Genomic DNA, 24338 nt, shown 5'->3' on the forward strand with positions numbered 1-24338 from the left:
AAATGCCTGAATGGTCAGGCCACGCATCTTGCGCAAGCAGCCACGATAATACATCCCGTGCGGATCGGAAACGCCTCCGGGCAGATTCCCGCCGCAAGGGCTGGTCGTGCCGCGGGTCGCGGGGGGAGGGCGAGCGGGTTTATCGCGGTCGAATGGGCGCGATAAAGTTATTAAGTTCGGGGTGTTATTTATAGTCGATATACGTTTGAAGTCTTGATCCAATACTCATGATTTCAATGAGTTATTTGAGCTTTTTATTACCGGGGCGGCCGTTACGCTGGAGTGCCTGTCAATGTGATAAAGGCCGCTCTAATGTCTGAAGTTATGGGTGCTGCAACGGCGTTGGTAAATGAAGACTCTGCGGAAAGTGAACACTTCGCTACGGTCGAAGGCAAGATTCCCGACTGGCTTAAACAGGCCTCTCCGCAAACCCGCCGAGCATTACGCGAGGCACATGCCACCGCGCCGTCCTGGTTCGAACAGGCTCGGCTAAGCCGCCCGGACGTTGCCCGTCAGATGCAGGACATCTACGCCGGTCATTGGCGCGACGAACAACAGGTCAATCAAGTGCTGGCGCATTTGCCGACAGCCGAGGTGTTTGCCGAACCGCTGCTCAAGGCGGCAATCAAGGAGGCGTTCGGGCTGGATCTCGATGTGCGCACCAGCTATTTGTTCCATGCCCGGCGCGCCGCCGTGGAGGTTCCCTTCGAAAGCCTCTCGCAAGATCCGGCCGTGTTGGCGCAGCGGCTGTTGAAGGCGGCCACCCAGTCATTGCTCGTCTCGGCGTTACAGAACTTCGAGGCCTGGGAAACGGTGGCGGGGGCAATGGACAACGGGCGCATTGCCAGGGCGGCGATTTTCTCCGCGTACCCGCTTCACGGGGTGGAGATTGATGGCCCGGTAATCGATATCGCCCCTGAACGGTTCGCGGCATTGTGCCGGAGCCTCGATTTGGGTGGCCAATATCAAGCGCTGATACAGGCGACGCTCAACCCTGTTTCCAGACCTGGCGATACCGCGATAAACCCGCGTGATCTTTTCCAGCGTTTCGAACAATCGGCCTTTGAACTTCAAGTGCAGATTGCCTACTTGAAGAACGCCATCAGCCAAACGACGCAGGTGGCACTGATGGCGCTGGCGAAAGAGACGTCCCTTGAACATCCTCGTTGCAGTTATTTGCAACTTTGGGACGTGAGGTTGACTGGCGTCGTGGTCTTTCGCCTGGGCCGGGAAACGCACGCTGGCGTGGAAAACCTGGTGGTCTACCTGCCCGATGATCCGTATAACCCGCTGCGCGAATATGACTCGTCGGTGCAGTTTCTCCATGTGCTGCGCGAGAGCATGTTGCAGCCAGGCTACCTGGACTTTTTCCAGCGCTTCGTCCCCGCGCGCCACCGCGGCGTGGTGTTCGGCAAGCTTGACCAGGCGTTTCATCCAAAACGCTGGAACAGCCAGTTTGGCTGGTATGAGCCGACGCTGGACCACGAGGCGAGGCTGCACCTGAGAGATGAAGCCTTTTCCGGGGCGTTGATCTTCCGGCTGTGCGAGCAAAAAGCTGCCGTGCTCAGGGACGACGGGTTGTTTCATGCGGTGCCGACTGCGGAGCAAGACCACAAGTCGCTGATGGATAAGCTGGCGTACTTTTTCGAAAAAGCCTTCGACGTCCTCAATATCGCCGCGTTCGTGGTGCCGGGCCTGGGCGAGGTGATGCTGGGCGTGATGGCCGCGCAGTTGAGTTATGAAGTCTATGAAGGTATCGAAAGCCTGGCTCAGGGCGAAAAGGACCAGGCCTGGGGCTACCTGATGGATGTGGTGGACAATGTGGCGCTGGTCGTCGCCTTGGGCGCCGTTTCTGCCGGGGGCGGGCGGATTCCCGCGGTGGCGGTGCCCGAGGCGGTGATGCCGATGCGGCCGGTGCGGCTGGCGGACGGCAGTACCCGCTTGTGGAAACCGGACGTGCGGCCCTATGCCCACGACATCGTCCTGCCTGCGGGCCTCAAGCCCGACGCGCTGGGTTTGTATGAGTATCAAGGCAAGCAGTGGCTGGCACTGGACGGGCAGACCTATGCGGTCAAGCCGGAGCCGTACCGGCTGGAGCACCCCACTCGACCTGACGCGTATGAGCCAGGCGTGCGCCACAATCAGGCGGGTGCCTGGCTGCATGAGGCGGATCAGCCGCTGGAGTGGCAGGGCGTCAGGTTGTTGCGGCGGCTGGGCGTTGCCAGCGATGAGTTTTCCGATGAGGAAGCCCTTCGTGTCCTGCGAATCAGCGGCAGTTCCGAGTCGGTATTGCGCCACGCCTTGGCGGAAGGCCTGCGCCCGCCGGCCTTGCTGGTAGACACGGCGCAGCGTTTGAAGCTCGACCGTGAGTCGGTGGCAGCCATCGGCGCAAATGCAGCCGAGTCGCAGGGCGCCATCAGCGCGAGAAGAGCCTGGTTCAACACGCGCTACCGGGCCCTTCGTCCGAGTGAGACGGCGCAGGTGATTCAGCGCACGTTCCCCGGCTTGCCCACCCTGGTGTCCGAGGAACTGCTGCAACAGGCAAGCCCCGCCGAGCTTGAGCGCCTGCGCACCGAGCAGCGGGTGCCCCAGCGGGTGGCCGAAGAAGCCCGCGCGTACCTGCAAAGCACGCGCCTGGCCCGTGCATACGAGGGCGTGTACCTGGAATCGGTGTACAACCCCGACAGCGACAGGCTGTTGTTGCACACCTTGGAAACCCTGCCGGGCTGGTCGCCTCAGGTACGCCTGGAGGTTCGCGATGGCACGTTTCATGGGCCGTTGATCGACAGCGTCGGCCCCGCCGATGCGCCGGTGCGCAAGGTGCTGGTAAAGCAGGGCGAGGGTTACCTGGCGCGTGACGCCGAGGGCCGGCACCTGCACGGCAGCGACGACTTCTACGCCGCGCTGTTGCACGCCCTGCCGGACCTGCAACGGGCTCAACTGGGATTCCCTCATGTCGGCCAGGGCGCGGCGCTCAAGCGGGCGGTGCAAGCGCAGCCGCTATTACCGAGGCACGTGCTGCGCAAGGTGCTGAACATGCAGCCACTCAAACCGTCCAGCAAATCGCCGATGCGCCTTGCCGATGGCCGGTTTGGTTATCCGTTGAGCGGGAGAGGCGTGTTTCCCGGGGTCATCAGCGAAGACACGCTGCTGGACAAGATCCGCCTGCTCGAATTTCGCAGCGCCTATCCCGAAGAGGTGCTGACGGCGTTGTATACCGCTGGCCTGGACCGTGCCGCCATCGACATCCGGTTGAACCAGTTGCTGGACGAGGAGCGCGCGCTGCGGGGCAGTCTCGACGAGTGGGCGCTGGCCTCGTCCTCGATTGCAGATCCGAATCCCATGCGGTTCATCAGTCGTAGGGACATTGGCGAGGCGATCTGTAATCACTGGGAAGCCAATAGCTTGCCCGAGCGCGGGGGGGCGGCGCCGTTGCTGCTGGAGCGTGTCGACCTGGCCGATTTCCCCGAGCAGCTACCGGACTTTTTCCATGAACGTGTGCAAGGCCTGGAGTTGAATGGCTGTTCCATCGGCATGGCCTGGAAAGAAGAACAGCTTTTTCTGTCGCGTTTCCTCAGTCGTTTCCCCCGCTTGACCTCCCTGGCCATGCGCCAGGGAACCATCAGGGATGTCTATCGGGTGCAGCGCGCTCTGGAAACCACGGAGCTGCACTTGAGCAATCTTGAGTTGACCGACATGGGCACCTTTTTCACCCAGGAACAGTTCGACCTTTTCGGCCGCTTGAATCTGCGGCGCCTGGACCTGAGTGGCAATCAGATGAGCTATCTGCGGCAGATCCAGACCGTCAACTTCGACCTGGATTACCTCGGGTTGAACCGCATGCATTTTGGCGTGTGGCCGCGCTGGCTCAACAGCGACACGCTGGGCACTATCGCCGAGGTGTCGTTGATGGATAACGAGATCACCATTCTTCCCGGCGATATTCTGGAAAATCAGCCGGGAGGGCCTCGCTCCCGCCTGTCGCTCCAGGGCAATCCACTCTCGACCCAGACGATCAAGACACTCCGATTGAGCGAGGGTGCCGATAACCGGTTCAGCTTCGACCTGGATGTTCCCGTGTACCTGGAACAAGAACTGACTCGGCTGCTGAGAGAGCGTGAAGCATTGTCCGACATCCTTGAGCAGTGGGCCGAGGCGTCTTCGTCGGGCGGGCCCTTGAGCGCACAGCAGTCGATCATGCGCCGACGCATCGGCGACAACATTCTTGAGTTCTGGAGGGGCGAACCCACTGCATTGAACCATCGGGTTCTACGGCTCAATGAGATCGAGTTGGCTGAGTTTCCCCCGGCGCTGCCGAGCGCTTTCTATGAGGTCGTTTATCGGTTGGAGTTGGTGCGACCAACGCTGACCACACAACAGCTCAACCGGTTCTTGCGTTATTTCCCGAGGCTCGATGCGGTGACATTGACCGACCACGTCACGCCGCTGCTGGAACTCCCCGACGCGCTGCTCGAGTTGCCTGAGTTGAGGTCACTGTCGATTTGCTTCCAGGGTTTCACCATTGACCAGGCGGCCATAGAGTTTTTCGGGCGGATCACGAAACTGGCGAACCTGGAGCTCGATGGCAACACGATGGGAACCGTTTTGGATGCCAGCCTACTGGGGCATCGCATCCCGCTGCTGACCTTGAGCCTGAACGATGTCGGCCTGCAGTCCTGGCCCGCGTGGGTCGACCCCTTGCTGCCCGGATCGATAGACATGCTGTGCCTGGAAAACAACCAGATCCGCGAGTTGCCGGAATACCTTCTGGCCAATCTTCGCAGTGAAGTTGGCCATACCGATATCGTCCTCAGGGGCAATCCGCTGTCCCATGAAATGATGGTTCGCGCCCATGTCTCCGAATCGTACAACCGACCTTACTCCTTCAATATGGATTTGCCGGAGGAGATCCGCAGGCTGCCCCCTGAAAGCCATGATTCGGATTCTGAGGTGTCGGATTCCGATACCGAGAATTTCGGTCACTCCCATGGTGGTGGAATACAGGACGAGATGGTCAGCTCCATCGAACCGTGGCTGACCGCCGCGGGCGACGAAGATCAACTGCGCCGCGGCACCTGGCAGCAACTCGACAGGAGCGACAGTGCGCGGGACCTACTGGGGATGGTGGCGCACCTGCGCAATACCGCGGATTACCGGCGGGTGACGACGCGCCCGGAGTTGGTCGAGCGCGTATGGGGCGTGCTGGATGCGGCGGCTCGTGACCCCGAGTTGTGCCTGATCCTCAATGGCATGGCCGAGGAACCGCTACGCCAGGTGCAGAACTACGACACCTGCCCTGATGGCATCCGGCTGGAGTTCAACCAGATGGAAGTTCAGGTGTACATCCGCCAATCGCTGCGCGATGTCTCCGAGCAGGACCGCGGGCAAACCCTCTATCGACTGACCCGGCGCCTGTACCGCTTGCAGGTGCTGGATGACATCGCGCGCCGGCAGGCCGGTAGCCGCGACGAAGCCGAGGTCCGTCTTGCCTATCGCCTGCATTGGGCCGAGCGCCTCGATCTGCCGGTTCCGCCGAGCAAGATGCTGTATCAGTCCCATGCCGATATCCGGCCCGGAGAGTTCGACAGCGTATTGCTCCAGGTTGAGCAGGGCGAAAGCGACCAAGGCTTCATGGACTACGCTGCCCAGCGCGATTTCTGGGTGGAATACCTGCATGAAATGCACGCCGATCGTTTCAGGGCGTTGAAGGACGCCTTCGAAGCCCGGGTGCTGGAAGTGACCGATCTTTATCCCGGTGATCTTCCCGACCAGTTCAGCGCGAGGATCAAGGTATTGGAAGAGCAATTGGCCAGGGATGAACGCAGTCTGATCGAAGAACTGAGCAACAGAGAAGGCCTGAAGTACGCATAGCGTTTGCGTGCAAGCGTGGTCATATGAGCCAGCGATAAAAACAGGTGAGGAAATTCTGCGGGATTGATTTCGCGGAGGTTCGCACCTGTTTTTTATTGCGCGACATGCGTTCGCGGGTCAGTTCAGGGAACGTTTGAACAGGGTGTTATTTATAGTGTGAATGCGTTTGAAATAATGATGTTGGCGGTGGGGTTTCTATAAGTTATTTGAACCGTTTGTCGAACTTTCGCTGGTTATTCTGGACGGCCCGTCAATAACGTTGAAGGTCGTTCTCATGCCTGAAGTCAACTTATCCGCCGCCTCAAAGAATGGCGATGATGCCAACAGCGAACAGTACGCCACGGTTAAAAACAAAATACCCGGATGGTTGTTGAACGCCTCTTCCGACACCCATCGGGCGATGCGTCAGGCGGGGGCAAAACCCTTGCCCTGGTTCGAGCAGGCGCGCCGCGCCGATCCGGGTGCCGCCCGGCAATTGGCCCGGCTGTATGCCGACCACCGCTTCTATGAGCAGCAGGTGAATGCGCTGCTGGCGTGCCTGCCGAGCGCGGAAGCGTTCGCCGAGCCGCTGCTCAGCGCCGCGATACAAGACACCTTTGGCCTGCGGGTCGATGTCCGTAACACCCATCTTTTTCATGCCCGGCGGGCCGCGGACGCGGGGGTGGGATTTCCTCCCAATCCACCGCTGTTACCGCCGGGCGCGATGGCGGCGGCGGTGCAACCGCTGCTCAAGGCGGCCTTGCAGAACTTCGAGGCGTGGGAAACTTCGCCCGGTGCCATGGACAGTGGCAATACCCGGTCGGTTATTGTTTTCAAGGCGCGCATCGAGGGCATAGCAATTGAAGGCACGGTGATTGATATTGCGCCGGAAAAATTTGCGGCGATGTGTCGAACGCTGGACCTGGGGCGCAAGTATCAAGCCTTGATCGCGTCGGTATTTAACCCTTCTTCCCGTCCGGGCGACGCACCGGATGCCGCGGCATTCAACTTGCGTGGTGTATTCAAAAGTTTCGAACAGTCGGCCTTCCTGCTTCAGGTGCAAATGGCCTCGATGCGCAACCTTATCGATCAGGCAACAAGCGAAGCCCTGCGGCAGATCGCGAAAAACAAGCCGGCCACGCTGAACGGAAAACCGCTGACCTGCAAACTTCTGCGGTTATGGGAAGTTACCCTCACGGGCATCGTGGTCATCAGCCCGGACCGCGAGTCCAGCACCGCTATCGAGCCCGTGCTGGTGTATATCCCCGACGATCCGTTTCACCCGTTGCAGGCATACGCCTCGTCCCAGCAGTTCATCGAAGCGTTGCGTGACAGCATGCTTCAGCCTGGCTACCTGTCTTTTTTCGAGCGCTTCGTGCCCGCCCGCGAACGCGCCCTGGTGTTCGGAAAAATCCACCAGGCGTTCTACCCCAAGGTCTTGAACAGCTTGGGCTGGTACGAGGTGAAACTCGACAACAAAGCCCGGCTGCGGGTGGAGGAGCAGCCGTTCGCGGTCGGTTTCCTCTCGGAACTGTTCCGGCAGAAGGTGGCCGTGCTGAAGGACGATGCGCTGTTCCATGCGGTGCCGACGGCGCTTGAAGACCAGAAATCCTTCGACGCGGCAACGCGGTACTTTTTCGAGAAGGCCTTTCAGGCCCTGAATATCGCCGCGTTCGTGGTGCCCGGCCTCGGCGAGGTCATGTTGGGGGTCATGGCCGTCCAGTTGAGTTATGAAACCTTCGAAGGCATCGACAGCCTGGCCAAGGGTGAGCGTGATCAAGCCTGGGGCTATTTCATGGATGTGCTGGAAAACGTCGCCATGGTCGCGGCGCTCGGAGCCCTGGGCGCGAGTGGCCGGGGCGTTCCGGCATTGGAAGTGCCGAGCGCGGTCGGGCAGATGCGGGCGGTGCGCGTGCCCGATGGCAGCACCCGGCTCTGGAAGCCGGACCTGACCCCGTTCGCCCACGACATCGTTTTGCCGGCGGGGCTCACGCCCGATGCGTCGGGGCTTTTCGAGTATCAGGGCAAACAGTGGTGGCCGCTGGACGGGCGGACCTACGCGGTCAAGCCGCCCTCGACAACGGAGCCCTATCGGCTGGAGCACCCTGTGCGAAGTGATGCCTATGAGCCGCGTGTGCGCCACAACGGCGCGGGCGCCTGGCTGCACGAACTGGATCAGCCTCGGGACTGGCAAGGGCTGTACCTGTTCCGCCGGCTGGGCTACACCCCGGCGCGTTTTTCCGATGAAGAAGCGCTGCGGATCCTGCGGATCAGTGGCACTCCCGAGTCGGTCTTGCGCCATACGCTGGCGGAGGCGCAGCGCCCGCCGGCGTTGCTCGACGATACCGCGCAGCGCTGGCAACTGGACCGCGAACTGGGGCGTTTCATCGAGCAAGAGGAAGCCGGTGATGCGCATGCCCGCAGAACCGAACTGTTCAACCGCCGCTACGACGCGCTCTACGCCTCAAGGCCCGCCCAGGACGTGGTTCGCCGCAGTTTTCCCGGCTTGCCCGTGCCGGTCGTCGACGAGGTGTTGCAGCACGCCAGTCCGGCCGAGTTGCAACAGATGGCGGCGACCCAGCGAGTGCCGGCGCGCCTCGCCGAAGAGGCCCGTGCCTATCTGCACAACGTGCGTCTGGCCCGCGCCTACGAAGGCATGTATCTGGACTCGGTCGACACGGCCGACAGTGAACAACTGCTGTTGCACACCATCGCCAGGTTGCCCGGCTGGTCGCCCCAGGTCCGTCTGGAACTGCGTGAGGCGCGGTTTCACGGGGCCTTGCTCGACCGGGTCGGCCCGGCCGATGCACCGATTCGCAAGGTGCTGGTCAGGCAGGAAGGCGGGTATCAGGCGCATGACGCGGACGGCCAGCCGTTACACGGTCGCGAAGACCTTTACGCGTCGCTGCTGCACGCGTTGCCGGACCGGCAGCGCAGCGAGCTGGGCTTCCCCCATGTGGGCCAGGGCGCGGACCTCAAGCGTGCCGTGCAACACCTGCCGCTGCTGCCGCGCCCTGTGGCGCGCGAGGTGTTGCGCATGCAACCGCTCAAGCCGTCCGCGCGCTCGCCGATGCGCCTTGCTGACGGCCGGCGCGGTTACCCGCTGAGTGGCAGGGGCGTGCTGCCCGGGTTCGTCAGCGAAGACAGCGTGCTGGACAAGATCCGCCTGCTCGAATTCCAGGAGGCTCACCCCGAGCAGATCCTCGACGAGCTTTATCGTGCCGGCTTGAGCCGTGCGGCCATTGATACGCGCCTCAATCAGTTGCTGGAGGAACACCAGGTGTTGCGGCACAGCCTCGACGCATGGGCGCAGGCGTCGGCCTCCTTCGCTGACCTGGGCGAGCTTCGTTCGATCAGCCGGGCGCGGATTGGCGAAGCGCTCTGGCGCCACTGGGAAGCCAACTGCTTGCCGGAGACCGGGCGCTCCGCGTCCTTGCGGCTGGAGAGCGTGAGCGTGGGGGACTTTCCCGAGCAATTGCCGGCGTTTGTCTATGACCGTGTGTACAGCCTGGAACTGATCCATGCGGACAGCGCTACAGGCCCCGCGCTCGCGGATTTTTTCCGGCGTTTTCCTCAGGCGGCGTCGCTGGCCGTGCGCAGCGTCGACGGTCTGAACAGCCGCGAGCTGATAACCACGGTGCTGGAGGCGGCGCCTCAGGTGCGCAGCCTGGCGTTGACCGATGTGGCGCTCAACGTCACGCAGGAGGCGCTCGACCGCCTGCGCGGCCTGGCGCACCTGGAGCGGCTCGACCTGAGCGGTAACAGGCTGGGCGCAGCCGGTGACGCCGCCGACCTGCCAGGGCAGGGCGAGACGCCCCTGACGGTCATGAACCTGAACCTGCGCTACCTCGGGTTGCAGCGCATGCACCTCGCGAGCTGGCCTGAATGGCTCGACAGCACCGCGCTCGGCCATCTTGCCGAAGTCTCCCTGGCGGACAACGCGATCAGCCGCTTGCCGGCGTGGCTGCTGGACAACACGGTCATGGCGGCGACGCCGGCGACCCGGCTGTCACTGGTGCGCAATCGCTTGACGGTCCCGACCATCCGGCAACTGCGGTTCGGTGAGGGGGCGGATCGCCGGTTCAGTTTCGACCTCGACCCGCTTCAGTCTCAGCGTGACTTCGAGCAGTTGAAGGACGAGCACAGCGTATTGAACGAGGCGCTGGAGCAGTGGGTCGAGGCGTCCACCTCAACCACCGCGCCGAGCGAGGAGCAATTGCTGGCGCGTCGTCGCGTCCGCGACACGCTTCTGGCGTTCTGGCGCGAAAGGAGTGCGCTGAACGTCCCGCGCCTGCGGCTGGACGCGATTGCCCTTCACGATTTCCCGCAGACATTGCCTGCTTTTTTTTACCAGGGCGTGGAGCAAATGGAGTTGATCCGGCCTGTCGCGGATATCGAACAATTCAATCAATTCCTGCGGCGCTTTTCCAAGTTGAGGGGCTTGAAGCTGACGGGCCATGTCACGCCGTTGACGGTACTGCCACCGGCGCTGCTCGAATTGCCGGAACTGACCGCCCTGGCGCTGAACGACCAGGGACTGACGATCGATCAGACGGCCATCGCGTTTCTTTGCAGCATCCCCGAGCTCACCTACCTGGGCCTCGACGGCAACATCATGGGCAACATCCTGGACTGCACGCCGATGCTGGACCGCTATTGGACGCTGCTGAGCCTGAACAACGTCGGGTTGCAGGCGTGGCCAGCCTGGCTCGACGAATTGCTCCCGGAGTTGGTGGAAATGCTCGGCCTGGAATACAACTCGATCAGCGAACTGCCGCAATACCTGCTGGATAACCGCCGCAATTCCAATCCCAATATCCATGTCGAAATTGCCCTCACCGGCAACCCATTGACGGACGACATGATCCGCCAGGCGTATGTCTCGCAGTCGTGGAACCGCCCTTATACCTTCCATATGGATGTGCCCGAGGAGATCCGCAGGCTGGTCCCGGATCGCCACGAGTCGGATTCGGAATTCTCCGAATCCGACGTCGATGGCTCTGAGCAGTTGCACAGCAATGGAGAGCCGGGGCCGAGGGCGTCCGCCGTCGAGCCGTGGCTGGCGGGCGCGGAGGACCGGAGCGAAGGGCGTCGTGAGATCTGGCGGCAGCTCGACGCCGGCCATGATGCGAAGGATTTGCTGGGGCTGGTTGGCCGTTTGCGGCATACCGCGGACTACCGTGACGCCAGCACCCGTCCTGAACTGGTTGAGCGTGTCTGGCGGGTGCTTGCCGCCGCGGTGCAAGACACCGAGTTTCGCCTGACGCTCAACGGCATGGCGGAGGAACCGCTGCGCCAGGTGCGCAGCCATGACACCTGCCCGGACGGCATCCGGCTGGAGTTCAACCAGATGGAACTGCAGTTGCACATCCGCCAGTCGCTGCGCGATGTGCCCGAGCAAGCGCGTGGGCAAACCCTTTATCAATTGACTCGACGCCTGTTCCGCTCGCAGGCGCTGGACGATTGCGCGCGGCGCGAATCGGGCGGCCGGGACGAGGCCGAAGTGCGCCTGGCCTACCGCCTGCATTGGGCGAACGAGCTCGATCTGCCTGTCCCTCCCGGCAAGATGCTCTATCAGTTCGCCGCGCATATCCGGCCGGGTGAGCTGGATAGCGCCTTGATGCAGGTGCACCAGGCCGAGCAGGGCCAGGAATTCCTGGATTTTGCGAGCCAGCGGGATTTCTGGGTGGAGTACCTGCGTGAAACCAACAGCGATCGTTTCAACGACCTCAAGGGCAACTTCCAGGCCCGGGTGCTGGAGCTGACAGACCTGTATCCCGGCGACACCGCGGATGAACTCGGTGCCCGGGTCAAGGCGCTGGAAGAACAGCTTCGCAACGATGAGCGGCAACTGATCGGGGAACTGACCCGCCGCGAAGGCGCGAAGTACTGACCCATGGCGGGGTGTTATTTATGTGCTTGAAGCCGCTGAATTGCTGATGGAAGTGCGAGGGTTTCCAGGGGCGGATTGACGTTGTTTGGCGAGGCGGCGGGCTTATACCCTCCGCCAACCCAACCAACGCCAGCAGGTATGCTCATGGCCGATTCACAACGTTCTGCGACGCGCAAAACAGAACCCGCAGCCCCGCACGATGCCCGTGTTGAATCCATTGGACGCAACGTCCCCGACTGGTTGCTCGACTCACCGCAAGCGACACGGCAGGCGTTGCGTTCAGCCGGTCGGGAGGCTTCGCCCTGGATCGAGAAGGCCCTGCGTGACAAGCCTCACGTCGGTGCGTACGTGCAAGAGGCCTACGCGCAGCACCGTCGTTACGAGGCGCAGGTCAATGCGCTGCTGGCGCGGATTCCCACGCTTGAGGCCTTTGCCGAGCCGCTGCTCAAGGCCGCGATCAGCCAGCAGTTCGGCATGGACCTCGATGTGCGCGGCACCTACCTGTTTCATGCCGGCCGCGTGCACGTCGATGGTTCATTCGTTGCCGCATCCCGGGACCCGGTGGTGGCGAGCTACAACGCCGTAAGGGCGGCGACCCAGCCGTTACTGCTCGCCGCGCTGCAGAACTTCGAAGCGTGGGAAACCGAAGCGTCGGGCATGGCCAATCCGCCTCATGAATCGATGGTCTACGTTGCGCTGAGCGCTACCGAGACCCTGCAAGGCCCCACCCTCGATATCGTGCCGGAACAATTTGCCGCCCTCTGCCGCACCCTCGACCTGGGAGGGCAATACCAGGCGTTGATCGAATCGGTGCTCGCCGGGGCATCGGCACCTGCCGGTGAAGCGACTCAGCGCCTGTTCGAGGACTTCGAGCGCTCGGCCTTTTTGCTTCAACTGCATCTCGCCTGCCTGAAAGGCGATATCAGCGAACGCATGTATGACGCCGTCAAATCATTCAGCAATGGACCGGTGCTTTCCGGCGCGCCGCTGGTGAGCGGCTTTCTCGGTGCGTGGGATGTTGAACTGAAAAGCATCGTGATCATTGGCAGCTACTCGCCCGGTTCGCTGCCGACCAGTTACCCACGCTGGGATGGCCTGAATCGCAATGAACCGCTGATTGTTTACATTCCCGACGACCCGTTCGGGCCCCTCAAGGAATATGCCTCCTTCGCCCACTTCAGCGAGGCGCTGCGGGACAAATTGCGCGAGCCGGACTATCTGAGGTTCTTCCAGCGGTTTGTGCCGGCGCGCCACAGCGCGGAACTGTTCGGGACGTTGCAGCGCGCTTTTCATCCCAAGGTCTGGAACAGCGGGGGCTGGTATGAAGAGGGCGAGGACAACGACGCCCGCCTCAAACTGAGCGATCTTCCCTTTGGCGGCAGCATTTTTTTGAAACTGGTGCAGCAGAAGATCGCGGCCCTGAAGGACGATGCCTTGTTTCACGCCGTGCCGACGGCCGACGAAGACCACAAGTCGTTGATGGACAAACTGCGCTACTTCGGCGAGGTCAGCTTCGCCGTGCTGAACGTCGCGGCTTTTGTGGTGCCCGGGTTGGGCGCGGTGATGATGGCGGTCGCGGCCGTGCAGTTGAGTTACGAAGTGTACGAAGGCATCGACAGCATGGCCGCGGGCGAGCGCGAGCAGGCCTGGGATTATTTGATGGACGTGGTCGAGAACCTGGCCTTGATGGCGGCGTTGGGCGGTGCTTCGTCAGGCGCGGGTATCGCGGCGCTGGAAGTACCGTCGGCGGTCGCGGAGATGCGCCCGGTGCGCCTGCCCGATGGCGCGACCCGCTTGTGGAAACCGGACCTGGCACCCTTTGCCCACGATATCGTCTTGCCCGCTGGGCTCACGCCGGATGCGCAGGGGCTCTACCACTTTCAAGGCAAGCAATGGCTGCCTCTGGAAGGGCGCACTTATTCGGTCAGGGACGGGGAAAACGGCAGCTATCTGGAGCACCCGGGGCGCGCCGATGCGTACCGCCCCGCCGTGCGCCACAACACGGCGGGCGCCTGGCTGCACGAGCTTGACGAGCCGCTGGAATGGGAAGGGCTGACCCTGTTCCGGCGCTTGGGCGCGGAGGGCGACGAGCTGTCCGACGAGGCCGCCCAGCGCGCCCTGTATGTCAGCGATACCCATGAGGCGCAGTTGCGTCGCGCCTTGGCTGAAGGGCAGCGGCCACCGGCGCTGCTCAGCGACACGGTTGAGCGTTTCCGGCTCGATCAGGTGCTCGAAACGGTGGGCGAAAGCGTAAGCCGGGCACAACGGGCGCAGTTGTTCAACGGCGCGTATGAACGGCTCAACCCGATCCTTTCGGTGGAGGCGCGATTGTTCAAGCACAGCTTTTCCAGCCTGCCCGCCAAGGTGATCGAGGAACTGCTGATGCACGCCGATGCCGCGGAACTGGCGCACCTGCGCAGCGAACGAAAGATTCCGCTGCGCCTTGCCGGGGAAGCCCGCGCCTACCTGCAAAAAGTGCGTTTGGCGCGGGCTTATGAAGGGCTGTTCTTGCGCTACATAGACAACCCCGACAGCGCCAAGCTCATGCTGCACAGCCTGGAGAGGCTGCCGGGCTGGCCGGCGGCGATGCGCCTTGAAGTCAGGGCCATGACGTTCGACGGCGAGCTGCTCGACAGCCTCGGCCCGGCCGATGCGCCCGCGCGCCGGGTGCTGATCGAGGATGCCGAAGGCTATCGCGTGCACGGCGCCGCGCCGACGTCGGCCTCGGTCGATCTGTATGCCGGGGTGCTCCAGGCGCTGACAGCGCCCGAGCGCGAAGCCCTGGCGCTGGTCGGGGACGATCCGGCGCTGGCGTTGAAACTCAAGGTGCAGGCCCAACCGTTGCTGTCGCGCCAGGACCTGCGCGCGCTTCTGAAGATGCAACCGTTGCGCCCCGCCGCCCGCTCGCCGATGCGCCTGGCCGACGGCCGATTGGGTTATCCGCTGAGTGGGCGCGGCGTCCTGCCCGGCTACATCACCGAAGACACCTTGCTCGACAAAGTGCGCCTGCTCGAACTCGAGGACGCCTTTCCCGAAGACGTCTTGCGCGATCTCTACAGCGTGTGCCTGAGCCGGGCCGCCATCAACGAGCGGCTTGACGTCTTGCTTGAGGAGCGGCGCGCGCTGAGTGACAGCCTGGCCGAATGGGCGAACGCCAGCGCAAACCAGGCCAGCCCTAGCACTGAGCGGGTCACCAGTCGCGAGCGGATCGGCGAGGCGTTGTGGGCGCACTGGCGAGGCAACGCTCTGCCCGAGATCGGTCGCAGCGGCAGGCCTTTGCAATTGCGCTCGATCTATGTGGACGACTTTCCCGAACACTTGCCGGCCTTTGTCTACCAGCGGGTGCACACGCTTGAGCTGGAGGACCTGACGGCGCCGGCGCTCAGAGTGTCTGTCGAAACCAATGGCAGCGTGCGCCAGGACCAGCAGTTGTCGGGCTTTTTGCAGCGGTTTCCCGAGGTGACCTCGCTGAGCCTCAATCGCGGCACGGGATGGCTGGCCAATGAGTTGCCGCAGATCGTGATGCAAAGTTTCCCGTGGTTGAGGGAACTGCGCCTGACTAGCCAGCACCTGACCGTGAACCAACGTGTATTCGACGACTTTCGTGCAATGAGGGACTTGCGCCGACTTGACCTCAGCGGCAACCCGCTTGACGTCGATTCGATCACCCAGCTCAACGAGCCGGATCTGGACTATCTGGGGCTGAATAACATGGGCCTGACGCACTGGCCGGATTGGCTCGACAGTCGGGCACTGGAAAACATCAGCGAAGTGTCCCTGGTCGACAACCACCTCACTGAGCTATCGGAACCGATGCTGCGCAACCAGGGCAATTCGGTCTATCACACGCGGGTGTTGTTGCGCGGCAATGTGCTTTCCCGGCAAACAATCTTCAATGTGCGGCTGAGCGAGGGCGTGGGCAGACGGTTCAGCTTCGACCTCGATGTTCCCGCCAGGCTGCAGGCCGAACTGGATGCGTGCATAGCGCAGACCCGGTTGTTGACCGAGTCCATCGAGCAGTGGCGTGAAGCGCCCGGATCGACGCCGCTTCAGGGTGAACAACAGGCCCGGCTGCGTGGACGCATCAGCGACGTCATCATGGATTTCTGGGGTGAGTACGTTCAGAGCTTCTTCACCCCGCTGCTGCGACTGGATTCGATAGCGCTCGCTGACTTTCCCGGGCAATTACCCGACTTTTTCTATGAACAGGTCCGTCGCCTGGACCTGCTGCGCTCGAGCGGGACAGTGGATGAACTCAACCAACTGCTGCTGCGGTTCCCGCAACTGGAAGAGCTGAATATCAGCGCGCAGGTGACGCCGATGACCGTGTTGCCGGAGGCCTTGCTGCAACTCAGGGAACTCCGGTCCCTTGCCCTGATTGACCAGCAAATACTCCTTGACCAGGGCGTGGTCGACTTCATCGCCCTTTTACCGGAATTGTGGTCGCTGGAACTGGATGGAAACACCCTGGGGACCATCACCGATGTGTCCGCGCTCAGCAGCCGTTACCTGAATATGCTGAGCCTGTCGGGTGTCGGCATGCAGACCTGGCCGGACTGGCTCAGCGAGTTGATTCCGCATCAGGTCCAAGTACTGTGCCTGGACAACAATCTTCTGACCGAATTGCCGGAGTACCTCCTGCAAAACCACCGCAACCTGAATGACTCCTCCGAGATATCGCTGCTAAACAACCCGCTGAGCTACGAGACCATGCGCCGTGCCTTCATTTCCGAGTCGGGGCATCGGCCCTTCGTGTTTCGCATGAACGTTCCCGAGGACATCCAGAGGCTGTCAGCCGATCCGCACTCATCGGACTCGGAGGAGGTTACCGGGCCAGGGCAATTCAGCCGCAGCTCCAGTGAAAGCTCTGATGAGGGCTACAACAGTTCCGCCCCCTGGTTGCTTGACAGTACAGAGCAGAACGAAGCGCGGCTGGGTGTTTGGCAGCGATTGGAAAGCGCGAACGATGCCTCGGACTTGCTGAGGTTGATCGGCCGTTTACAGTTCACGGCCGACTATCGCAGCGCCAGCGTCCGGCCCGAACTGATCGGCCGTGTATGGCGAGTGCTGGAGGCTTGCGCCGAGGACGAGCAATTACGCCTGGCGCTCAACGGCATGGCGCAGGAGCCGCTGCTCCAGCTCAGAAACTACGACACCTGCCCGGATGGCATCCGCCTGGAATTCAATCAGATGGAAGTCCAGGTTTTCACCCAGCAGTCGCTGCGCGATGTGCCCCAGGAACAGCGTGGACCGGTACTGTATCGGTTGGTCCGGCGTCTTTATCGGCTGCAGGAGCTCGACAGCATTGCGCGTGAGCAGACCGGCGCGCGTGACGAGGCGGAAGTGCGGCTGGCGTATCGGCTGCAGTGGGCCCAGGAACTGGACTTGCCGTTGCCGCCGGTACGGATGTTGTTTCGCCCGGTGGCGGACCTTCAGCCGGGAGAACTGCAGCGGGCACTGGTGAGGGTCCAGCAGGGCGAGGGCGGCCAGCCGTTCCTGAGCTACGCGGCGCAGCGAGACTTCTGGGTGGCCTACCTTCGCGAGGCTTACCCCGAACGCTTCAGCGCACTCAGGGAGATGTTCCAGTCACGGGTGCTGGAGTTGCTGGATTTGTATCCTGGCGATGCGCCGGAGCGGGCCAGTGAGCGGGTGCGGACACTGGAGACGCAGTTGCAGAGCGACGAACTGAACCTGATTCATGAGTTGACCAACCTCGAGGGACTGGAGCTCGTTTAGACAGCGGCCGCCGCGGGCCTGGCCCGCGCAAGACCAGGGGGCAGTGAAAATATTCTTGTATTCAATTCAGCCCGATCGTTGTCGCTACGCTGGGATTCCTATTGATGACCCGAGGCAGTCCCATGTCGAATTCGATCGGCGCTCTCATACCGTTGAGCGAAAAACCGGTGGTGGAAAGTTCGCAGTATGAGGCGGTTAAAAACAAGATTCCGCTATGGCTGACAAAGGCCCCCGCTGACGAGCACCGAGCACTCCGTGCTACGGGGCCGAACGCCGCGCCCTGGTTCGTCAAAGCCATGCAAGAACATCCGCGAGTGGCCAGGTTATTACCGCGGGCCTATGCGATGCATCGCCGTCTGGAGAAGACGCTTGCCACCCTGTTGGCCCGCATTCCCGACATCGAAGTGTTCGCCGAACCGTTGCTCAAGGCCGCGATTCAGCAACAGTTCAACCTCAGCCTCGATGTGCGCACTACCTGGCTGTTTCATGCCGGGCGCGTACAGGGCGATGGCTCGTTCGTTGCCATCTCCAGGGACCCGCTTGTCGAGAGTTCCAGGTCCGCGAGAGCCGCGACCCAGACGTTGTTGCGCGCCGCCCTGCAAAACTTCGAAGCCTGGGAAGCCGAGCCAGGCGGCATGCAATATTCCCGGCTGAAGTCGAGCATCTATATCGAAGATGCAACGACGCAACGCAGCAGCCCTGTCGCGATCGAGCCTGAAGCGTTCGCCGCACTCTGCCGGACCCTGGACCTGGGTGGGCAATACCAGAAGTTGCTTGATGCGGTACTGGATGGCGCCGTGACGGATGCCGATAAAAAATACATCCCCTTTGCGCGCTGCGAGGGGTCGGCGCTGATACTTCAGGCGCACATGGCGTATTTGAAAAATGACATCAGCGCGCTTCTGTACAACACCTTATTGAAGCGTCTGACCCGGCCGGACCCGTCACCGATAGCGACGCCGCTGCGCTGCGGTTTTCTGACGCTATGGGGGGTCGAACTGACGGGCATTGTGATCGCCGGTGAATACCGCCTGGTCCAGTATGTGATCGGCCATCCGCAATGGGTGCGTGATAGCAGTAAGAAAGCCATCATCGCCTACATACCGGGCGACCCCTTCAGCCCGATCAAAGAGTACGCATCGTTCCAGCATTTTCATGACGCCTTGCGCGACAAGTTGCTGCAGCCGCAGTACCTGAGGTTTTTCGAGCGTTTCATTCCTGCGCGGCAACGTAATGAAGTGTTTGCCAAGATCCGCAAGGCCTTTAACCCAAAGGTCTGGAACAGTGGCGGCTGGTATGAGGAGCGCAAGGACAGCAATGCCAGTCTTGTCCTGGGCACACAGATCATTTCTGGCGCCGTGCTGACCAGTGTCGTGCGGCAGAAAATCGCCGTGCTCAGGGATGATGCCCGGTTCCATGCGGTGCCGACCGCGGACGAAGACCAGAAGACCCGCGATGACCGGCTGCGCTATTTCGTCGAAGTGTCGTTCAGTGCGCTCAATATCGCGGCCTTCGTGATTCCGGCGGTGGGTTTGGCCATGCTGGCGGTTACCGCCGCGCAACTGGGTTATGAAGTCTACGAAGGTTTCCACAGCCTGGCGGAGGGCGATCGCGATCAGGCGTGGGCGTACCTGATGGATGTGCTCGAGAACCTCGCCGAGATTGCCGCGTTCGGTGCGTTCTGGCACGCCGGGCGCGGCATCCCCGCGCTGGAGGTGCCACCGGCGGTGGAGCCGATGCGGACGGTACGCCTCGAGGATGGCAGTCACCGGCTGTGGCAACCCGACCTGCGGCCCTTCGCCCATGACATTGTTCTGCCCGGGGGGCTCAAGCCCGACGCCGTCGGGCTCTACAGCTACCAGGGCAAACGCTGGCTGGCGCTGGAGGATCGCACTTTTTGCGTCAAGTCGGACTCGCCGGATTCCGCGCATTACCTGGCGCACCCGAACCGGGCCGACGCTTACCGGCCCTTATTGCGCAGCAACGGCGCCGGCGCCTGGTTGCATGAGCTGGACCAGCCGCTGGAGTGGGAAGGGCAGACCCTGTTCCAGCGGCTGGGTCCGTTGGCGGAGGGGCTGCCGGAACCCACCACCCGCCGCCTTCTTCACATCAGTCACACCCACCCGGCGCAATTGCGGCGCGCATTGGCCGACAGTGAGCGACCACCCGCGTTGCTCATCGATAGCCTCCAGCGCTTGCGGCTTGACCAGGCGCTGGGCGCTGTCAGCGAAGGCATGAGCCGTTCGCAGCGGGCGGCGTTGTTCGCTGCCCGGTATGACGCACTGCAGGCGGAGGCATCCGCCGAAGCGCGGTTGCTGACGGAAACGTTCACCGGGTTACCCGTGGTGGTGGCCGACGAATTGCTGGCGCATGCCGACGCGACCGAACTGGCGCAACTCAAGGATGAGCGCACGGTGCCGTTGCGACTCGCCGAAGAGGCCCGCGTTTATCAGCGCAACGTGCGTCTGGCGCGGGCCTACGAGGGCCTGCATCTACAACATGTGAGCAGTTCCGACAGCGACATTCTTGTTCTGCACAGCCTTGAAACCCTGCCGGGGTGGTCGCCGCTGGTGCGCCTGGAAATCCGCGAAGGCGCCCTCGACGGACGCTTGATCGACAGCGTGGGGCCCGAGGATGCGCCGCTTCACAAGGTGCTGCTCAAGGGCGACGAAGGCTATCAGGTCGCCAGCCCCGACGATCCGCTCGCCGTAGCGCCCCCTGATGATTTGTATGCGGCGGTGCTCGAGGCGCTGCCGCTGGCGCAGCGGGAAGCACTGGGCGTCGTACCGGGCGGGAAAGCGGCGCTTCGTCTTCATCTGCATGAGCAGCCATTGCTGCCCCGGCCGCAGGCACTGGAGGCGTTGCACATGCAGGCTGCCCAGCCCGGCGCCCGTTCACCGATGCGCCTTGCCGATGGCCGGGTCGGTTACCCGCTGAGCGGTCGGGGCGCCCTGGCAGCCTATGTCACCGAAGACACGCTGCTGGACAAGATCCGTCACCTCGAATTCCCGGACATCTTTGCCGAGGCCATCCTCCAGGCGTTCTACAGCGCTGGTTTTAGCCGGGCAGCCATCAGCGAGCGCTTGGACCAATTGATCGTGGAACAGCATGTCCTGCTCAGCAGCTTGAGCCACTGGCGGCAGGACCTGTCCGCGGTTGGCCGTGCGAGCGAAGCGCACATCATCGGCCGGGATCGCATTACCCTGGCGTTGTGGGAGCACTGGCGAGGCAACAACCTGCCTGAGATCGGTCGGACCGACCGGGCGCTGCGGCTGGAGTCGATATTTGTATCGGACTTTCCCGAGCAGTTGCCAGCGTTCGTCTACGAGCGCGTGCAAGCCCTGGTGCTGCGCGAGTTCATCGTGGAGGCGCCGACGGCGGTCTTCGGCGCGGACGGTGCACTCCAGTACCACGGCATGCTGCCGCGGTTTCTGCAGCGTTTTGGCCGGGTCCGCGTTTTGGAACTCCACCACAGTATTGGCTGGCCGGTCAGGGACCTGCCCCGGGTCGTGGCCCTCAGTTACCCGAGGCTCAGGCGCCTGCACCTGAACAACCTGCAACTCTACCTGGACTGGCAAGCGCTGGAACCGCTGGCCAGCTTGACCGAGTTGCAGCACCTGGACCTCAGTGGCAACTTCCTCGCGGATGCGCCGAACATCCATTTCACCGGGCTGCATCTGCACAACCCGGAGCTGAACCTGCATGCTCTGGGGCCGAACCTGAGCTCCCTGGCGCTGGACCGCGTGGGCATGACGCGCTGGCCAAATTGGCTCGATAGCCAGGCGCTGAGCCGGATCAGCGTGCTTTCCCTGGTCGACAACCGCCTCCTCGAATTGCCGGCGCATATCCTGCGCAACGACATCAATGCGCATCACACCCGGGTCGCGCTGCGAGGCAATGCGTTTTCTCGCCAGGCGACGCTCAATGCGCGGTTGAGCGAGGGCGCTGGCCGCCGCTTCAGTTTCGACATGGATATTTCCGAAACACTCCAGGCCGATCTGAACCTGCACCAGCACGAACGCGGTCAACTGATCGAGGCCCTTGAGATGTGGCGCGAATCCTCAACCTCGACGCGGCCGTTGAGCGAACAACAGATAGCCGCACGTCATCGCGTGTCCGACAGCCTTGTGGATTTCTGGCGAGATAAAGCGCAGGGCAACGCCTCCCCGCTGCTGCAACTGGAATCGCTCGCGCTCGATGACTTTCCGCCGCGGTTGCCGGACTTTTTCTATCAGCGGGTGCGTCGTCTGGAACTGACGATGCCCATTGGCACAACCGAAATGCTCGACCGCTTTCTCACCAGCTTTCCGCAACTGGAAGAGCTTGCCATCAGTGGCCGCGCGCCTCCGGCCACCGACTTGCCGGGCTCACTGCGAACAATGCACGCCTTGAGGAGCCTGGCCTTGACCTATCAAGGGCTGCATATCGACCAGGGGGCGGTGGATCTGATCGCCAGCTTGCCACAGCTTTCGTCACTGGAACTCGATGGGAATACCCTGGGCACGATCACCAACGTGTCGGGTCTGACCGCGCGTCACTTTGACCTGCTGAGCATGAACGAGATGGGCATCGACACCTGGCCGACCTGGCTCGACCAACTGATTCCACAGCGCGTGGAGGTGCTGAGCCTGGAGAGCAACCGGCTCACCGAGTTGCCTGAATACTTGCTGGAAAACCGTCGCAACCCCGAGGGCCTGACCGAAATTTCACTGCTCGATAATCCCTTGAACTACGAGACCATGCGCCGTGCCTATGTTTCGATCGCGGACAATCGGCCGTTTGTATTCGAAATCGACTTGCCCGACGAGATCCGGCAACTCCACGGTGATGCGCACCTCTCGGACTCGGAGGAGTCTCTCGGCAGTCTGGCGCATTCCCATGGCGGCAGCGCGAGTTCCGGGGAGGAAGACTTCCCGGTCGATAACTGGCTGATCGGCAGCGTGGATGAAAACGAAGCGCGGCGTGGCACCTGGGAGCAGCTTGAAGGTTTCGAAGATGCTCCTGACCTGCTGCGGATGATCGGGCGGCTACGCTACACCGCCGACTTCCGCAACGCCGCCAGCCGGCCTGAACTGGTCGCCCGCGTGTGGCGGGTGCTTGATGTCACGGCCCAGAATATCGAGCTGCGCCAGACCCTCAATGGCATGGCGCAGGAGCCACTGGACCAGCTCAGAAGCTACGACACCTGCCCTGACGGTATCCGCCTGGAGTTCAACCAGATGGAAATCCAGGTCTTCACCCTCCAGTCGTTGCAGGAGGTGCCGGAGGGCCAGCGCGGGTTGACGCTGTATCGGCTGGTACGGCGTCTGTACCGCTTGCACGAGCTGGATACGATTGCCCGGGATGAGGCCGGCACCCGCGACGAAGCGGAAGTGCGCCTGGTGTATCGCATGCACTGGGCTGAAGAGCTCGACCTGCCGCTGCCGCCGAGCCGGATGCTGTACCGCACCGTTGCCGATGTGCGGCCGATCGAACTGGACCGGGCGCTGGACCGGGTCCGTCAGGGCGAGGGCGGGCAGCCATTCCTGGTCTATGCGGCGCAGCAGGACTTCTGGGTGGCGTACCTGCGCGAAGTCTATGCCGAGCGTTTCAACCTGATCAACAACATGTTCCAGGCGCGAGTGCTGGAGCTGCTGGACCTGTATCCGGACGATATACCGGAGCGCTCGAGTGAACGGGTCCGCGAGTTGGAGGCGCGGGTCCGGCAGGATGAGCGCAGCCTGCTGGACGAGCTGACCAACCTTGAGGGCCACGCAAACGACTAGGCTTTATACGGAAAGTGCCTGCGCGACGATCATGCTGCGTTGCCTGATCGCCGCTCGGCGACTTGTCGTACAAACCCCAGGTTTACAACTGGGCCTGGACCTTGTCACCCACGTCGGTGGGCACCCATTGCCGCCAGATCTGCGGGTTGGCTTTGAGAAAGTCCCGCGCCGCCGTCGCCGGCTCCTGGCGTTGCTGGCTCATTTGCGCCAGGGCCTTGTTCAGGCGTTCGATCGGCAGGTCGACCTTGGCGAAGAAAGCCACCAGTTCCGGATAGTGTTGGCGAAACGCTGCTGACACGCCGATGGACAGCTTGGCCGGCAACGAGCGGCTGCCCTTGGGGTCGGTGTTTCTGGCATCGGTCAGGGTGGCCCAGGCGGCGGGGTCGAAGGCCGGCTCTTCCAGGCGCACCAACGGGAAACGCCCCATCAGCGGGGTGGGCGACCAGTAGTAGAACAGCACCGGCTTGCCGCGGCGGATCGACGAGGTGATCTCGGCATCCAGTGCCGCGCCCGAGCCGCTGCGAAAGTTCACGTACAACCCGTCCAGGCCATAGGCCTTGAGCTTCTGGCTGTTGACGGTCTCGGAGGTCCAGCCGCTGGGGCTATTGAGAAAACGCCCCTTGTCTGGCACCTCGGGGTCCTGGAACACGGCGGCATAGCGCTTGAGGTCGGTGACCGAGCGCAGCTCCGGGGCCAGCGGTTCGATACCGCGTTGCGCATCGCCCTTGATCACGTATTCCGGCACCCACCAGCCTTCGTCGGCGTTTTTCACCGTATCGCCGATCGCGAACACTTCACCGGCTTGTTCGGCCTTGATCCAGGCCGGGCTGCGCCCCGCCCATTCTTCGCCGATCACCTGGATATCGTTGCGCGCCAGCGCGACTTCCATGCTCACCGTGCTGCCCGGCAGCGTATCGGTGGGATAGCCATAGCCGTGCTCGACAATGAACCGCAACAGCTCGGTGGTGAAGCTGCCGCTTTCCCAGGTGATGTCACCGAAGAGGATCGGCGCGTTCGGCGGTGCGGCGCTGGCGGGGAATACGCTGGCCACGGAAAGCAGCATGCCGCAGATCAGGGAGGTGAGCCGGTTCATC

At 62.5% G+C, this 24338-nt stretch carries 5 protein-coding genes; 4 read left to right on the forward strand and 1 reads right to left on the reverse strand.

What is annotated here, in order from left to right; genetic code table 11:
* Positions 1-312: 312 nt before the first annotated feature.
* The 4 genes from NTD88_RS02230 to NTD88_RS02245 all read left to right on the forward strand — a co-directional run bounded on the left by NTD88_RS02230 (position 313) and on the right by NTD88_RS02245 (position 23244).
* Positions 313-5871, forward strand: coding sequence for an NEL domain-containing protein (locus NTD88_RS02230; protein ID WP_262154227.1), 5559 nt, complete (start codon positions 313-315; stop codon positions 5869-5871).
* A gap of 370 nt (positions 5872-6241) precedes the next feature.
* Positions 6242-11743 carry an NEL domain-containing protein gene (locus NTD88_RS02235; protein WP_262154228.1) on the forward strand — a complete coding sequence of 1834 codons (5502 nt, stop codon included), beginning with the start codon at positions 6242-6244 and terminating at the stop codon, positions 11741-11743.
* Positions 11744-11881: 138 nt separating this feature from the next.
* Positions 11882-17479: an NEL-type E3 ubiquitin ligase domain-containing protein gene (locus NTD88_RS02240; protein WP_262154229.1), complete on the forward strand. Its 5598-nt coding sequence runs from the start codon at positions 11882-11884 to the stop codon at positions 17477-17479.
* Between the two features lie 344 nt (positions 17480-17823).
* Complete coding sequence (locus NTD88_RS02245; protein WP_262154230.1) at positions 17824-23244, forward strand: NEL-type E3 ubiquitin ligase domain-containing protein; 5421 nt, start codon at positions 17824-17826, stop codon at positions 23242-23244.
* 82 nt (positions 23245-23326) lie between these two features.
* On the opposite strand, the gene NTD88_RS02250 is transcribed toward NTD88_RS02245, so the two are convergent.
* Positions 23327-24337, reverse strand: coding sequence for an ABC transporter substrate-binding protein (locus NTD88_RS02250; RefSeq protein WP_262154248.1), 1011 nt, complete (start codon positions 24335-24337; stop codon positions 23327-23329).
* Position 24338: the final 1 nt, after the last annotated feature.

Source organism: Pseudomonas sp. 20P_3.2_Bac5, assembly GCF_025466035.1.
Taxonomy (GTDB): Bacteria; Pseudomonadota; Gammaproteobacteria; order Pseudomonadales; family Pseudomonadaceae; genus Aquipseudomonas.